The sequence below is a fragment of the Parasedimentitalea denitrificans genome, assembly GCF_011813015.1.
GTDB lineage: Bacteria > Pseudomonadota > Alphaproteobacteria > Rhodobacterales > Rhodobacteraceae > Parasedimentitalea > Parasedimentitalea denitrificans.
This window is the reverse complement of sequence record NZ_QHLQ01000022.1, coordinates 61,992-77,106: the sequence shown is the minus strand read 5'-3', so window position 1 is coordinate 77,106 and position 15,115 is coordinate 61,992. Positions and strand designations below refer to the sequence as shown.

The following is a 15,115-nucleotide window of genomic DNA, read 5'->3' as shown; positions in this document are numbered from 1 at the left end:
CATCTTTTTTCAGAAACCGAGAATAACAACGTAAAATCAATGAAGTAGCCCCTGACTTTTTCAATTTCCGCCATTCCAAACCATGGTAAATCAAACCTTGAATGCTCCGAAAGCAGAACACCCACCAGATCTAGTGGCCGAATGGTGGCTAGGGCACAAGAATCTCCAGAATCGACCTCTCTGATCTTGGAGACCGCCTAAGGGGCGCAACAGCCAACCGCATTTCACACCTTTTTCCTCCGGGTTGGTGGAGACTCTTCAAGGACGCCCGATACCCCTCCCCCTTGTGAGGCTGACCTCCTTCGCAAGCCGACTCCGCCACTTTCCCAGCGACACCAACACCGATGAAACCTGCTGTCGGCCTTCATGGCCTAACCGCATAAGTCCCACTTCATTCTGGTATAGCCCGGTGGTCAACCAACGCTCGGACAGTCCCTTTTCTAACGCAAGGTCGCCTGACCACGCCTACCCCTTTTACTGGCAGGCATTTACCTTTTGCGCCCCTGCCCTAATTTCAGAGTCAAAGGTGGGCATGGAAATGACGCAAACAGTCCTGACACCAGGGGATCTACATGGGTCGCGCCAGCAACCGATCCTGGCTACGCACGACGATAGATCTTGGCTGCTGCTTGAACCGGTTTTCAGATCAATCACGCCTACCGAGGGTTGGACATGAGCTTATCCGCAACACAGACCAAACCCCTGACCAAACCCTCTATGCATATGCTGTGCCATCAGGCCCCGGTAATCCCGGTGCTGACGATCCATGACCTGGGCCATGCGGTGCCACTTGCCGAGGCACTGGTTGCAGGTGGGCTGCCGGTACTCGAGGTCACAATACACACACCGGCAGCACTAGCCGCCATTCCATTAATGGCCCGTGTGCCGGGCGTTACGATCGGTGCAGGCAGCCTACTGAATTCACAACATGTCAATCAAGCCCATCAGGCTGGAGCCACATTTGCATCCTCTCCCGGTGCGACACGCCAGGTAATTGACGCTTGCAAGGATCTTGCTTTGCCACTTTTACCCGGAGCCGCAAGCCCGACAGAGATCACTGACTTAGTGAACTACGGCTTTGACCTGATAAAGCTCTTTCCCGCTTCCGCAGGAGGCCCGGCCGCCTTGAGATCTCTGAGCGCTCCGTTTCCGAAGGTTCACTTCATCCCAACCGGAGGTATCTCACAGGATGATGCCCTGGATTATCTGACCCTGCCAAATGTTGCCTGTGTCGGCGGTAGCTGGGTGGCACCTGCACAGATGATACAAGAAGAGCACTGGGGTGGGATTCGAAAGCTGGCCCATCAGGCACGGCTGCTCGGAAACGGCCACTAGCCAGCCAATCCCAAAAAACTGCCAAACCACTACCATTCTCCCTATGCGCACACCTAACCAAAGGAACACATCAGACGGGCGTGATCTGATACTCGTCGTCAGATACATGCGCCATCCAAGTCGTGGCAAAGCCGGTTTCGGATTCCCGGATGGAGATGTGATCCAACGTCGAACCAAGCGTGGCGCCATGCCAGTGTTCCTGTCCCGGTGGAATCCAAACCGCGTCTCCAGGGCGCAAAATTTGCGGCGGAGCATCCCGAGTACCGATCAGACCTATCCCCGCCACGACATACACGGTTTGACCTAACGGATGACTATGCCAAGCGGTTCGGGAACCCGGGGCAAACTTCATCCGGACAGATATATTTCTGGAAGGCGTAGGTGCCGCGAGGATCGGTTCCAGCCAAATCTGACCAAAATACCAACTGGGGTCGCCAATTTTGGACGGCCGCGAGCTGCTAGGGAATAATTCCATACGTTTCTCAAGTTTCGTTGTTGCAAAAATCAAGTCAGTCGGTGAATGCATAAACATTCGGAACCCAAATTCATTCTGTCAAGTCAGCAATTCCGGCCCTTTACGCCTTTCGCATTGTGCCCCCATTCAACTGTCGACGGGCACCACGCCTCCTGCCCTCGTGGAAGAGCCTGACGACCTCACCGCAGAGCTGGGCCTTGCGCCGCGCCTTGCGTGGCGCCACGCCCAACGGCTGTTAGGGCATCTTTGATGCACCTATCAGCGGGCGGGAGATGCTGAACATCCAAAAACACTGCGATGCTTAAGAAACACTATAGATCAACAACGATCACTCCGCCTTTGTCAGCCGCACGCGACTGGCAAAGGACAACTTCTGTCTTTCGTTGCGCCTTGGATAGGACAAAATCCCTATGTTCAACCGCACCAGAAACAAGCCCACATTTACAGACGCCGCAGATACCGTCTGCGCATTTCACGTCAATACGCACCCCTTCATCGGTCAACACATCCGTCGCCGATCGGTCAGCCGGAATAATGATCTCTCGCCCAGAACGCGCCAGCTTCAGGGTGAAATCGTGGTTCTCATACTCAGGCAGTTCCGGAACCGAGAAATACTCCAGATGTCGCGCCTCTTCGGTGAAGCCCTGCCGTTCTGCTGCCTGCATCACGCCATCCATGTAGCGATCCGGGCCACAGGTATAGACGTGCCAGCCATCCCGGTAGCCGTTCAGCACTTTGTCCAAATCTGCCCGCGTCCCTTCGTCCGAGACGTGAACCACAACACGATCAGCCCATGGCATTGCCTGCAAGTCGGGCAGATATCCTGCGCCAGAGCGGCTCGAGACCGAATAGTGCAATTCGAAATCTTTACCCAGTGCATGCAACTGATGCGCCATAGCGATCATCGGCGTCACCCCGATACCGCCGCCCATCAGGAAGCTTTTGCTGGCGGTTTCATCCAGCGGGAAATGGTTGATGGGTTTCGAGATGAAGATCTTGCGCCCCTCGGCAAAGATCCGGTGCAACAGAGCTGACCCGCCCCTGCCCTGATCTTCACGTAGCACACCAATCTGGTACTTACTGCGGTCTGCCGGATCGCCCGACATCGAATACTGTCGCAGATACTCTGGCGCTACAACGATGTCCAAGTGGGCACCGGCAGTCCATTCTGGCAAGTCCGCCCCGTCAGCACTACGGAACTCATACTTGGTCACATCCGGGCTCATCACCTCGGCCTTAGACACTACGACCTGCAGTACAGGACTATCAGTGTCACTGGTATAAATGTGATCCCAATCACCAGACTCACCCTTGGCGCGGCGCTCTTTGTATTCTTCGGCCGTGATCATCGCCTGATACGCCTCGATCCCTTCCTCACGATCCATCGGAAATGGATAGGGCCATGGGTGCGGTGCCAGATTGGCCGGATAGACCGCCAGTGTCTGATCCTCGTGTTTTAGCTTCAGATCCTTTTGCAACGCGCGGGCATTCACCGGATGGCGGGTTGGGCGGTATCCGCCATCCTCTTCCATCTCCAGATCCCACCACCACTTCTTGACCGGGTTCATCTCGCCATTACCCACCAAGTCATCCAGCTTGGCCAGCGCAGGCGCAGCCGAGGGCCAGTTCATTGCAGCATGGCGGAACGGTTTTTCCCGGAACAAACCTTCCAAATTCCAAGGGCAGGTCTTCATGCACCGGCCACACATCGCGCCACCCGGCGTGGTGATCCGGTAGGTGGTGCATTTCTGACTGTCGCTCTTCCAGATCTCGTAGCCGTTGAACATCTTCTTGGGGCCAGCAGTGATCGCCCCAGACGGACACTCGCGGGCACATTTGTTGCAGCTCTCACAGAATTTCTGCAGGCCGAAATCAATCGGCTTGTCATGCGCCATCGGCATATTCGTGGTCACAACCCCAGACTTTAGCCGCGGGCCTAGGAACGGGTTCAGGATAACCTCGCCAATCCGGCTGACCTCACCCAGTCCTGCCAACAGCAACAGCGGCGGTTGCAACACCTCGCCGTCCATCACCGTATGCGCCTTGGCCTTGTAGCCCAGATTGCGGATCTGGCGCGCGACCACGCCACCCAACAGCGAGAACCGCAAATAAGCGCGCATCGACTGTGCCACCGCGATCCAGTCATCACCCGAGGTGCCATCTGTAGTCTCAAACCCTTGATCCACGATCATGCTAATCGCCTGATCATGCTCTGGGTGTATCTCAGCTCCGGTGGCATCATGGCTGTACCAAGTCCAATCCGGGCAGCGACTGATCCCTACTGCATCAATCCCCAACCAGTAACTGGCCGCCTTGATGTTCGCCGCATTTCGCTCGGCATCCGTTGGGCGCGGCCCGGCAGAGGACTCTCCATCCTGCAACAACACAAAAGCTCCAAGCATCCGCCTCTGCGCCATCGAAGGTGCCGCCTTGCGGACATAGAAGCCACCGGTTGCGGCCTTTTGATTGGTTTTTCCCATATCGCCAAACTGCGCACGGGCAAACAAATCGGCCCGCTTGGGCACCCGCGCCACATGGGCCTCATCAATATATGTCGTTGGATCCTCTACCCGTGTCAGGGTCTCAAACGGATGCGGCCCATCCTTGAAATCCCGCTTGCGGAACGGATCACCGTTCAACGCCGATTTTTGCGAGCCCAGCCCAACCCACCAACGCGGACCTTTGGCCTTGAACATGGGCTGTTGCCCCAATGGGACCAAAGGCTGATCCTTTGCCAGATCAAAATCTGTGGTCACAACAGCCACACCAAACCGATCCCCCAGATAGGGGTTCACCAGCTTGCCGTCTTCTACAGTGGCTAGGCCCGCTGCCACCACAAGCTGGTTCAGATCTACATCCGACGACGTACCTGTATGCGCCTTGGCATCCCAGCCCAGCAAACGGATATAGTTCGCCAAAACAACGGCGGTTTCGCTGGCCCGTAAACAAGCGCGATGCTCCTGCGCATCCTCCAACCAGTCACAGCCTTCCTCGCCCACTTTGGGATCGCGCTGCATGTCGTACAGAAACACGATTGCGCGGGAATGATCGCCAATCGTTGTCGGTGGCGCGATCATCGCCTCTTTCAGATCCGCCATGATCAGGTCGATCCCCGCCGCCAGCGTTTTGGTCTGCCGTGTCTTCAGATCCTCGGACAGCCGGTCAATGTCAGGGTTGCGATATGGCTGCTCCAACCGCGCCGAAGCAGGCATCGGCCCGACACCCACCATCGCCGCATCCGAGAAATAGCCAAACGCCTTGATATGATCCGCCCGCTCCTTCGGATCACTAGGACATTCAGCCCGCGCCTTGTTGACCATCCCATCACGGATGGCGTCCATCATCGCTTGATACTCGCCCATTGCATTGACAATCGAGGCCGGAAGGCCGGGGCGACGAAAGTTCAGGGGCTGAAATCCCGGCACCATTCCCAGGTCCGGCATCGACCCGCGCGCCAAGCGTTCCATCGGATATGGCCCTAAATGGATGGGGCGTTTCTTATCCGAGAAAATCTGGAGGGTCATAATGGGTATCCTGGCGATTAGTTACTGAACTCCCCGCCTTGTACTATACAAAGCAACCACCTTGATAGCATCCAATATACAATTTTCCAAAAAACCGCCTAGGCGATTGATTTTAAACAAAACAATATTCAGTCAATATTCCGAAAATCCAAGTAAGGGGTGAACTTCACCCCTTACATCTGGCAATTATCACCCCTTGCGCCCTGAAAACTGCGCAATTTCGATCCCACCGGCGGTCAGGCTGTCCCGCACGGATCCGGCCAGCGCCACAGCAGTAGGAGTGTCCCCATGCAGGCAAATCGTATCGATAGCCGTTGGAATGCGATTACCGCTTTCGGTAATGATCGCCCCCTCCTGCACCATCTGCAGAATACGCGGACCAGCCACCGCCGGATCATGGATCACCGCGCCGGGCAGCGAACGATCAACTAGCGTAGCGTCGTCATTATAGGCTCGGTCAGCAAAAATCTCGCCGGCCCAGTTACAGCCCAAATCGCGCACCACGCGCTCCATCTCAGTCGCCGCTAGCACCATGATGATGATGTCCGGGTCCACCTCCAGCGCCGCCTCGTAACAAGCGCGCGCCATGTCGGCATCCACACTACACATGTTGGACAGCGCACCGTGCAATTTCAGGTGCCGAACTTTACCGCCCAGCGCCCCCGCCATCCCACGTGATGCGCCCAGCTGATAGCGCACCATGTTCTTCAGGCTTTCTTTGGGCAGTTGAATCTTGCGCCGACCGAACCCCTGCAGATCAGCAAACCCAGGGTGCGAGCCAATACCCACGTTGCACTCCATCGCCCGTGTCATGGTTGCCGCCATCACATCGGGATCACCCGCATGAAACCCACAGGCAATATTGGCCGACGAGATGATATCCAGCAGCGCCGCATCATCACCCATGTTCCATGGGCCGAAACTTTCACCCATGTCGGCATTCAAATCGACCGATTTAGTCATGTGTTCACTCCAGTGTCGAATGGGTCAGCGTCTGCCGAAATGGCTCCGCTGATCAATTGGTAAGATAATAAGTTCGCCATGTCAGACGGGTCGCGGACCAGCGGCTCACAGCGTGACGGCAAGGATTTCACATAGGCATCATGTCGGGCCTGTATCTCTAGCCCCTGCTCCAGCGTCACCCATTCAAACCGAAGGGCCGCGCCATTACTGGCCTGCGCCACGCGCGCCAAATCACAAGGCAACACGGTGCCAATACGCGGATAGCCACCTGTTGTCTGACACTCACGCAACAGAACAAACGGCTTGCCATCACCCGTCATCTGCACATCACCGGGCGCGATCACCTCGGACAGAATGTTCAACTGCCCCGCAGCCGAGAACCCCTCGCCGTCTGAGACCATCTCAACACCCATCCGGTTGGCACGACCGCCCCGCGTGAACGCGGTTGAACCAAAGCGCGACAGCACATCGGCAGAAAACAACCCGGACTGAAAGCTCTCAACGATGCGCAATGCCCCGCCCGAGAACCGATCCTCGGCAACAACTCCCAAACCGGTCTCTTGGTTGGCATCCGGTCCGGCAGGCAGGAAATCCCCCTCCTGTGTCGCAGCACCAATTCCACCCATCAAATGCACAGCACGCGAGCCCAGCATTGAATCCGTGTCGATACCGCCACCTAGATGCAGATAACCATAAACCCCACGCCGGGCCGCTCCGATCACCAGCTTTTGCCCTGCTGCAACTTGGTGCGAGGCATTCCAGGCCAAGGCCTCCCCGTCCAAGGTGGCAAGCATCGGCGCTCCGGTCAGCGCAATTCGCAACGCTCCAACAGCTTCAAACGTACCACCAAGACCGCCCATTTCCAACGCCGCCAATCCAGCATCCTGACGCAACAGGGCCGCACCTTCGGCCAGCGCCAGCGTATCCGCCGCGCCACCTTGGGAAATACCGCGCTCTAACAGCCCCGGCCGACCCATATCCTGCACCGACACAACCGGCCCGATTTGCAAAACCTTCAGCCCGCTCATGACGCAATCTCGGCCACAATAGCCCCACCGTTGTTTGGATCACCTTCACGCAGGCGTAGAAAATCAGCCTTAGCCACCGGCTCAAAAATCATCTCGTCCCCAGCCCGCAGCGCAAAGGGATCATCCATTTCTGGCCGAAACAGCCTCATACCCGTCTGCCCAACATGCCGCCATCCTGTGGGCGCCGGAGCAGTGAACAACACAAACTGCCGGATCGCCTGCACCAAGGCGCCCGACGGCACCATTGGCGTCAGCGCAGTCTGGCGCGGCAGGTCCCACTCTTCACCAAGCGTCCCCAGATAGGGTTGCGATGCTGCAAAACCGATGGTCAACACCCGCACCCGCGCCGAGCCCAGACTATCAATCGCCTGCGCCTCATTCATCCCAGCGGCATCCGCGGCCTCCGCCAGTTGTGGGGCCAGATCGGTGCCATAAACTGTCGGAACCCGCCAAAACCGCCGCCCCTCAGGCAGTGGCGCGCCATACCAGTCCTGCTCAGCTAACAAGCTCTCTAACTGCGCCCGCAACTGATCATGTGACACCAAACTGGGATCAAACCGTACAAACACCGATGCCAGCGAGGTCGAAGTTTCAACCATCCCGTCAATCGCCACCTGCCTCAAAGCCGCCTGATACGCCAATGCCGCCCGGTTCGACGGCTCGCTAAGTGCATCCGCAAAAGTGACCAGCAATCCCTGCAGGCCAACAGTCCGTATTACGGGAAATTCTGGCAACCCCTGCCCGCTCATATCCACCCCCTATTAGTCACCGCCAGCGTTGCGATGCCATGGGTAGACTGTCAACACTGGAAACAGTGACAACAGGACAGATCACGGATTTGAGAAAAGTGAGTTCGGATGCCGTACAAAAAAGCGAAATCCGCAATCAGGGGAACAACCCTCGTCGAGCACCCACTAAACCGGATGACCGCGCGCAGCGCTCCCAACGATCGAAACCAGCGTCTTCGCCAGCTTCTGCTTCTTCTTGTCGTCCTTGCATTCTTTCAGCAGCTTGTCGCACTCTTTCTTAATCTGGCTTTCGAACGCCTTCTGCTGCTTTTGCGCTTTTTGGAAAACTTTGGCTGCCTGATTAGGCAACATCAGTTTGGATGCCTTTTTACCGGTATCTTTAACCGTCTTTGAATGCTTCGAAAAAATGGCGGCCATCTTGGTAACCGAAGCAACCACACCTTTAAGGGTACCTGCCTCGTCACCCGACAACTTTTCAAATTCTTTGTTGAACTTTTTAATCCGAGCCGATGCAAATTTGAGGCTCATCGATGCGACCTGAATATTTGGGTAAGGGATCGGCACAAATGGGGCCGGAGGTGCTGGTGTCTTGCACACATCCGGAAACACAACCGGGACACCGCCCTTTTTCTTTTTGGAGGCAGATGGAAACATAACACTGACATGATAACCAATTTTGGCCCAAAAATCCAGAACAACCGCCGCAAATCGCCAAGCGATTGCCGAGGTGTCTACATCTGATCTTTTAGGAAAGTGGCGGACCGAGGAGGATTCGAACCCCCGACCCCCTGATTCGTAGTCAGGTACTCTATCCAGCTGAGCTATCGGTCCACTGTTTGCGGGGTTTAGTGGCACCCGCGAATAGGCGCAACCCCAAAAACTGGCAAAATTAAATTCATCAGATGTTCGATGCCCCCATCGCAGTTGCGCCCGCCTGCACGACTCGCGCCACGCCTGCTCTATGTGGTTGCGATCAGAGGGCAAATGGGAAAAGAATTCTTACCATGGCAACCTGGTTCGATTTGGAAAAGGAATTAGCGCTCTGGCATGATGCCAGCGTCACACCAACATTCTGGTGGCGCGACGACGATACCGAATCTCCGACACCTGCGCTGGACAGACTGCTTGCGCTGTCGGCAAAGTATCACCTGCCGATTCATCTAGCCGTTATTCCCAAAAACATCTCTTCGGATCTGGCTCATCTTCTGGTTCGCTCCTCTGACACGTATGTGCTGCAACACGGCTATGCCCATGTGAATAACGAACCCATCGGGGCACGAGCCTCTGAAATGGGCGAAAATCGCAACATCGATTTGCAGCTACAAGACCTGCGCGCAGGCTGGCAAAAACTGGTACAGGCCGATCTACCCAACCTATTGCCCGGCTTTGCCGCACCTTGGAACCGCATCGCAGACAAGACCGTCACCCAGTTTCCCAACCTCGGCTACCGACTGCTCTCAACCTGTCACGCTCGCAAAGCCGCGCATCCTGTCGCTGGCATTACCCAAGTGAACATTCACGTTGATCCTATTCGCTGGAAACAAGGGCCTAAATTTCGCGGAACTGAGGCTACTTTATCCGGAGTGGTCGAGCATCTGGAACAAAGGCGCCTTGGGTTAGTAGACCCAACTGAGCCGACCGGACTGTCCACCCACCACTTGCAATCCGATGACAGGGTCTGGGATTTTATAGATCAGTTATTGGATCGCCTTACCCACAACGGCGCGACCGAATGGGTCCGGCTGTCCTCGCTGCTCTGAACACGTCAGGAACTCAACATGGTCGACATCAACCACGCCCATCCATCAGAACGCGAAGAAATTGCCCAGTTCATGGCCAAAGTTTTCCCTCGCGCCAAATGGTCAATGGACGGCTGGCGGGCAATCCTTGATGGTCGCTGGGGACGTGCTAATGACAGCTATGCCATTACTGTGCGCGACCAGGGGAAACTGGTAGGAGCATTGGGCTTGGTCACCGCCCAGCGCCCCACCGCCAATGGCCCCCGCATCACGGCCAACATGACCTCTTGGTACCTGCTAAAGCCCTACCGAGGCACCGGCGTTGGCCGCAAAATGATCGAACTGGCCACCGCCAATCCCGATATCACGGTGACCGATTTCACCAGCTCCCCCGGCGCAGTTCACGCGGTCAAACGCGCTGGACTGGTCGAGCTCGACACCCAACGTCTGATCTGGAAGCCAAGCACCTCCCCCGCGCAGAAGCTGCCTATCCACCCTAACCCACTGGAACTAGGCAATCGCATCAGCACCAAGGATAAGCAGATTCTGCAAGATCACTTAAACCTCCCGCTAACGCCGCTGGCAATTGAAACCCCAAACGGGCCGCTTGTGGTCGTCCTATCGATCAAGCAAAAGCACGACGACTATGTCACGCATGAGGTCATGTATCTAGGCAACCGCGATCTCTTTGCCCTCCACGCCCGCGCCATTGCCGACAGTCTGCTACCATCCAGCAGCGCCATCCTGTCGGTCGACGGCCGCCTGCTGCCTGCCTCGGTCGAACCAGATGTCATCGAAGAGTTTGCTATTCCACGGTTCTACACTCCAGGTCGCATGGCACCCGAAGACATCGACCATCTCTATACTGAAGTCGTCTTGCTGGGACTGAAGCTCTACTAGCCCTCGCTTCACTCCAACCCCGGCAATGCAATCGCCATCGCGCATTCATCACGTTGAAATCGTTAAACTGCCATTGGCGTACGACTAGTATCGCTATCAGTTTTCCGTACGCTGACACAATTAGCACACTAGCATTTTAGTTTGCGTTGAATTAGCCATAACCAAGACAGCGGGGAAACATCCACCTCACAAAGGCAAATGACGGTATAGCTAAATTTCCGAAACCAATCTGGACGGGCCACAGAATGACAAACGGACGATTACACGGGAAACGCGCAATCATCACCGCTGCAGGTCAAGGCATCGGTCGCGCCTCTGCTCTGGCAATGGCGCGTGAAGGCGCGCATGTCTTTGCAACTGATGTGAACAGCGACGCGCTGGCCTCCTTGCAGGATGAGGCCAAGGGCCAGCTCGAAACCTTTGCCATGGATGTTCTGGATGTGGCTTCGGTGAACGAGGGCATATCCCGCGCCGCGCCAGACATCCTGTTCAATTGCGCCGGCTTTGTGCACCATGGAACCATTCAGGAAGCAACCGAAGACGACATTGATTTCGCCATGGATTTGAACGTGAAGTCCATGTTCCGCACTATCCGCGCTGCCCTGCCCGGAATGCTTGAGCGTGGGACCGGTTCAATCATCAATATGTCCTCGGCCTGTTCCTCTGTGATCGGCGCGCCCAATCGGTTTGTCTATGGAACCTCCAAGGCCGCAGTGCTTGGCCTGACCAAATCCGTCGCCGTCGAATACATCACCAAGGGCATCCGCTGTAACGCCATCTGCCCCGGTACGGTCGACAGCCCCTCGATGCACGACCGGCTGCGCGCCACCGGCGACTACGTCGCCGCGCTAAAGGCTTTTGTCGCCCGTCAGCCCATGGGCCGCATTGCCTCTGCCGAAGAAATCGCTGCCCTCGTGGTCTATCTGGCCTCAGACGACAGCGCCTTTATCACCGGCCAACCACACGTCATCGACGGCGGCTGGTCCGGCTAACACAACACTTAGAACAACAGGAGTGCCACATGTCCGGTACAAAACCCCAGCTGCGCTCGCAGAAATGGTTCAACAACCCCGACGACCCAGAAATGACAGCGCTCTATCTTGAGCGGTACCTGAACTACGGTCTAACCCGCGAAGAGCTACAGTCCGGCAAGCCGATCATTGGCATCGCCCAAACCGGATCAGACCTAAGCCCCTGCAACCGTCACCACATTGAGCTGACCAAGCGCGTGCGCGACGGCATCATTGCCAATGGCGGTACGCCGATTGAAATCCCTGTGCATCCTATTCAGGAAACCGGCAAGCGCCCCACCGCGATGCTGGACCGTAACCTGGCATACCTCAGCTTGGTGGAAACCCTGTTTGGCTATCCCATTGACGGTGTTGTCCTGAACATCGGCTGTGACAAAACCACCCCTGCCCTGCTGATGGCCGCTGCCACCGTCAACATCCCGGCAATTGCTCTGTCAGTTGGCCCAATGCTGAACGGCTGGTTCCGTGGTGAACGCACCGGATCAGGCACCATCGTATGGAAAGCCCGCGAATTGCTCGCCGCTGGTGACATCGACGAAGACGGTTTCCTTGAACTGGTCTCCTCGTCAGCAACATCCGTTGGCTTCTGCAACACCATGGGCACCGCTAGCACGATGAACTCGCTGGCCGAGGCTCTGGGCATGCAGCTGCCCGGCTCTGCCGCGATCCCAGCAGCCTACCGCCATCGCGGCCAGATCAGCTATCACACCGGTCAGCGCATTGTTGATATGGTCCACGAGGATCTGAAACCCTCTGACATCATGACCCGTGAGGCGTTTGAAAACGCCGTTGTCGTCAATTCAGCCATTGGCGGCTCGACCAACGCGCCGATCCACCTGAACGCCATTGCCAAACATTTAAACATCGAGCTGTCCAACGACGACTGGCAGAAACTCGGCCACAAGGTCCCGCTGCTGGTCAACCTTCAGCCCGCTGGTGAATACCTGGGCGAAGACTTCTTCCGCGCCGGCGGTGTCCCCGCTGTGGTGGGTGAGCTGATGGAAGCTGACCTGCTGCCTCACCCCAATGCGGTAACCGCCAACGGTGAAAGCATCGGCAACAACTGCAGCGAAAAACGCTCTATCACCCCCGAGGTGATCCACGCGGTGACCGCGCCGATTGGGTCCGAGGCTGGTTTCATCAACCTCAGCGGCAACCTGTTCGACAGTGCGATTATGAAAACCAGCGTGATCTCAAAAGAGTTCCGCGACCGCTACCTGTCATCACCAGACGACCCCAATGCATTCGAGGGCCGCGCAATTGTGTTTGATGGCCCCGAACATTTCCACGCAACCATCGACGACGAGTCCCTGAACATCGACGAGCATTGCGTTCTGATCATGCGCGGTGCAGGTCCCATCGGCTATCCCGGTGGCGCCGAAGTGGTCAACATGCGCCCACCTGCCTATCTGCTGAAAAAGGGCATCCACGCACTGCCTTGCCTTGGCGATGGCCGCCAGTCCGGCACTTCTGGCTCTCCATCGATCCTGAATGCCTCACCCGAGGCGGCTGATGGTGGCGGCTTGGGGCTGGTGCAAAATGGCGACCGTATCCGCATCGACCTGAACGCCTGCACCGCCAACATGCTGGTCGACGACGCCGAAATCGAAAAGCGCCGCGCCGCCCTGCCAGACAACGCCTACGCCCCTGCCAGCCAGACCCCTTGGCAGGAACTGTTCCGCGAGAAGGTACGTCCCTTCTCGGAAGGTATGATTTTGGATGGCGCTGATGAGTTCCAGGATATCGCCCACGGCACCATGCCACGTGACAACCACTAGTAAGGATTTTAACGATGAAATTAGTACGTTACGGAGAAACCGGCGCCGAAAAGCCAGGCCTGATTGATGCTGACGGCACTCTGCGGGATCTGTCCGCTCATGTCGCCGACATCGCCGTTGACACATTATCGGATGCCGGCCTGGACGCCATTCGCGCACTAGAAACCGCCACCCTGCCCGCCGTAGACGGCACCCCTCGCATCGGCCCTTGCGTTGGCAACATCGGCAAGTTCCTCTGCATCGGGCTGAACTATTCAGACCACGCCGAAGAAACCGGCCTTGCGATCCCCAAGCACCCAATCCTGTTCTTCAAGGCGAACTCGGCAGTCGTTGGCCCCAATGATCCGGTTGTGAAACCACGGGGATCAACCCAAACCGACTGGGAGGTCGAACTGGGTGTCGTTATCGGCACTGCGGCCAAATACGTCAGCGAGGAAGACGCGCTAAACCACGTTGCCGGTTATTGCATCGTCAACGACGTCAGCGAGCGCCACTTTCAAACCCAACTGACCGGCCAATGGACCAAGGGCAAATCCTGCGACACCTTTGGCCCCACCGGCCCTTGGCTGGTGACACGGGACGAGGTCGGCGACCCGCAATCGCTCGACATGACGCTGGATGTGAACGGTAAGCGCATGCAGACCGGCAATACCAACACCATGATTTTTACCGTGGCCCAGATCATTTCACACCTGTCGCAGCTAATGACCCTGCATCCGGGCGACGTGATCTCTACCGGCACCCCACCGGGCGTCGGCATGGGCATCAAGCCAGAGCCGATCTACCTGAACAAAGGCGACAAAATGGACCTGTGGATTGACGGGCTGGGCCAGCAAAGCCAAATCGTCGACGAAGACGAATAAACAGAGCCCACCATGACGCAAACGAAACAGGACAAGATGCACCAGTTGCTACCACTGGACCGCTTTAGCGGTTCCCTATCATCACGGGTGCACCATGTCCTAAAGGACGCCATCCTGACGCTGGTCTACAAACCCGGCGAGATCCTCCGCAAAACCGAAATCTGCGAGACCCTTGGCGTGTCCCGCTCGCCGGTCTCAGAGGCAGTCACAAAACTCGCCGCCGAGGGGCTGGTTGACGTGGTTCCTCAGGCCGGCACATTTGTTTCGCGGTTTTCGATGGATGACATCCGCGAGGGCGCTTTCTTGCGCGAAGCCCTAGAGGTCGCCGCCGTCGAACGGGTCGCCCAAACCATAACTGAGCCACAAATAGTGCTCTTGCGGCGTAACCTGCGCATGCAAGAGGCCCTGACCGAGGATGGAGACGTAGAGGGTTTCCTGCAGGTTGACTACGACATGCACAACCTGATCATGTCCTTTACCGGGTTCAAGCGATTGCCACCACTGGCAGACAGCACCTGGACCCAGGTCAGCCGGGCCAGAAACCTACACATGCCAACACCGGGCCGCATGCAGGCAGCACTCAAGGAACACGCCGCTATCGTCGAGGCGATCATTGCCCGTGACCCCGAAACCGCCAAAGCGGCAACACGCGACCACGTCCGCCTGCTGGTCGAATACATCGAACCGCTAGAAACCGAACGCCCCGAGCTGTTCCAGCCCCGCTAGCCAT

Annotated in this window: 13 protein-coding genes and 1 tRNA gene; 7 read left to right on the top strand and 7 right to left on the bottom strand. The window is 57.0% G+C overall.

From position 1 onward, the window contains the following. Positions 1–672 precede the first annotated feature (672 nt). Entirely contained in the window at positions 673–1,335 is a 663-nt protein-coding gene (locus DL239_RS17985; protein WP_167685485.1) for a bifunctional 4-hydroxy-2-oxoglutarate aldolase/2-dehydro-3-deoxy-phosphogluconate aldolase, read from the top strand. Between the two features lie 70 nt (positions 1,336–1,405). Here DL239_RS17985 and DL239_RS17980 read toward each other — a convergent pair whose 3' ends face one another. From DL239_RS17980 to DL239_RS17950, 7 genes are all read right to left on the bottom strand, one after another. Further along, positions 1,406–1,810, bottom strand: a complete 405-nt coding sequence (locus DL239_RS17980; protein WP_167685484.1) for a (R)-mandelonitrile lyase — start codon at positions 1,808–1,810, stop codon at positions 1,406–1,408. A 311-nt stretch (positions 1,811–2,121) separates the two neighbouring features. After that, positions 2,122–5,334 (bottom strand): 4Fe-4S dicluster domain-containing protein, encoded by a 3,213-nt coding sequence (locus tag DL239_RS17975; RefSeq protein WP_167685483.1) that lies wholly within the window; start codon positions 5,332–5,334, stop codon positions 2,122–2,124. A 189-nt stretch (positions 5,335–5,523) separates the two neighbouring features. Next, entirely contained in the window at positions 5,524–6,297 is a 774-nt protein-coding gene (locus DL239_RS17970; RefSeq protein WP_167685482.1) for a LamB/YcsF family protein, read from the bottom strand. Further along, on the bottom strand, positions 6,294–7,325 hold the full coding sequence (locus DL239_RS17965; RefSeq protein WP_167685481.1) for a 5-oxoprolinase subunit C family protein: 1,032 nt from the start codon (positions 7,323–7,325) through the stop codon (positions 6,294–6,296). The genes DL239_RS17970 and DL239_RS17965 overlap by 4 nt, the downstream gene beginning before the upstream one ends. Further along, positions 7,322–8,074: a 5-oxoprolinase subunit B family protein gene (locus DL239_RS17960; protein ID WP_167685480.1), complete on the bottom strand. Its 753-nt coding sequence runs from the start codon at positions 8,072–8,074 to the stop codon at positions 7,322–7,324. The genes DL239_RS17965 and DL239_RS17960 overlap by 4 nt, the downstream gene beginning before the upstream one ends. A 165-nt stretch (positions 8,075–8,239) precedes the next feature. Continuing rightward, entirely contained in the window at positions 8,240–8,728 is a 489-nt protein-coding gene (locus DL239_RS17955; RefSeq protein WP_240931956.1) for a PAAR-like domain-containing protein, read from the bottom strand. A 100-nt stretch (positions 8,729–8,828) separates the two neighbouring features. After that, positions 8,829–8,905: transfer RNA gene (locus tag DL239_RS17950), tRNA-Arg, on the bottom strand. A gap of 173 nt (positions 8,906–9,078) precedes the next feature. Between DL239_RS17950 and DL239_RS17945 the strand changes: the two genes are divergently transcribed. The 6 genes from DL239_RS17945 to DL239_RS17920 all read left to right on the top strand — a co-directional run bounded on the left by DL239_RS17945 (position 9,079) and on the right by DL239_RS17920 (position 15,111). Beyond that, on the top strand, positions 9,079–9,834 hold the full coding sequence (locus DL239_RS17945) for a polysaccharide deacetylase family protein (protein WP_167685478.1): 756 nt from the start codon (positions 9,079–9,081) through the stop codon (positions 9,832–9,834). A gap of 18 nt (positions 9,835–9,852) precedes the next feature. After that, entirely contained in the window at positions 9,853–10,713 is an 861-nt protein-coding gene (locus tag DL239_RS17940) for a GNAT family N-acetyltransferase (RefSeq protein WP_167685477.1), read from the top strand. Positions 10,714–10,958: 245 nt separating this feature from the next. Further along, entirely contained in the window at positions 10,959–11,705 is a 747-nt protein-coding gene (locus DL239_RS17935; RefSeq protein WP_167685476.1) for an SDR family oxidoreductase, read from the top strand. Between the two features lie 29 nt (positions 11,706–11,734). Continuing rightward, entirely contained in the window at positions 11,735–13,522 is a 1,788-nt protein-coding gene (locus DL239_RS17930) for an IlvD/Edd family dehydratase (RefSeq protein ID WP_167685475.1), read from the top strand. A gap of 14 nt (positions 13,523–13,536) precedes the next feature. After that, positions 13,537–14,385, top strand: coding sequence for a fumarylacetoacetate hydrolase family protein (locus tag DL239_RS17925; RefSeq protein ID WP_167685474.1), 849 nt, complete (start codon positions 13,537–13,539; stop codon positions 14,383–14,385). 12 nt (positions 14,386–14,397) lie between these two features. Next, positions 14,398–15,111, top strand: coding sequence for a GntR family transcriptional regulator (locus tag DL239_RS17920; RefSeq protein ID WP_206188515.1), 714 nt, complete (start codon positions 14,398–14,400; stop codon positions 15,109–15,111). Positions 15,112–15,115: the final 4 nt, after the last annotated feature.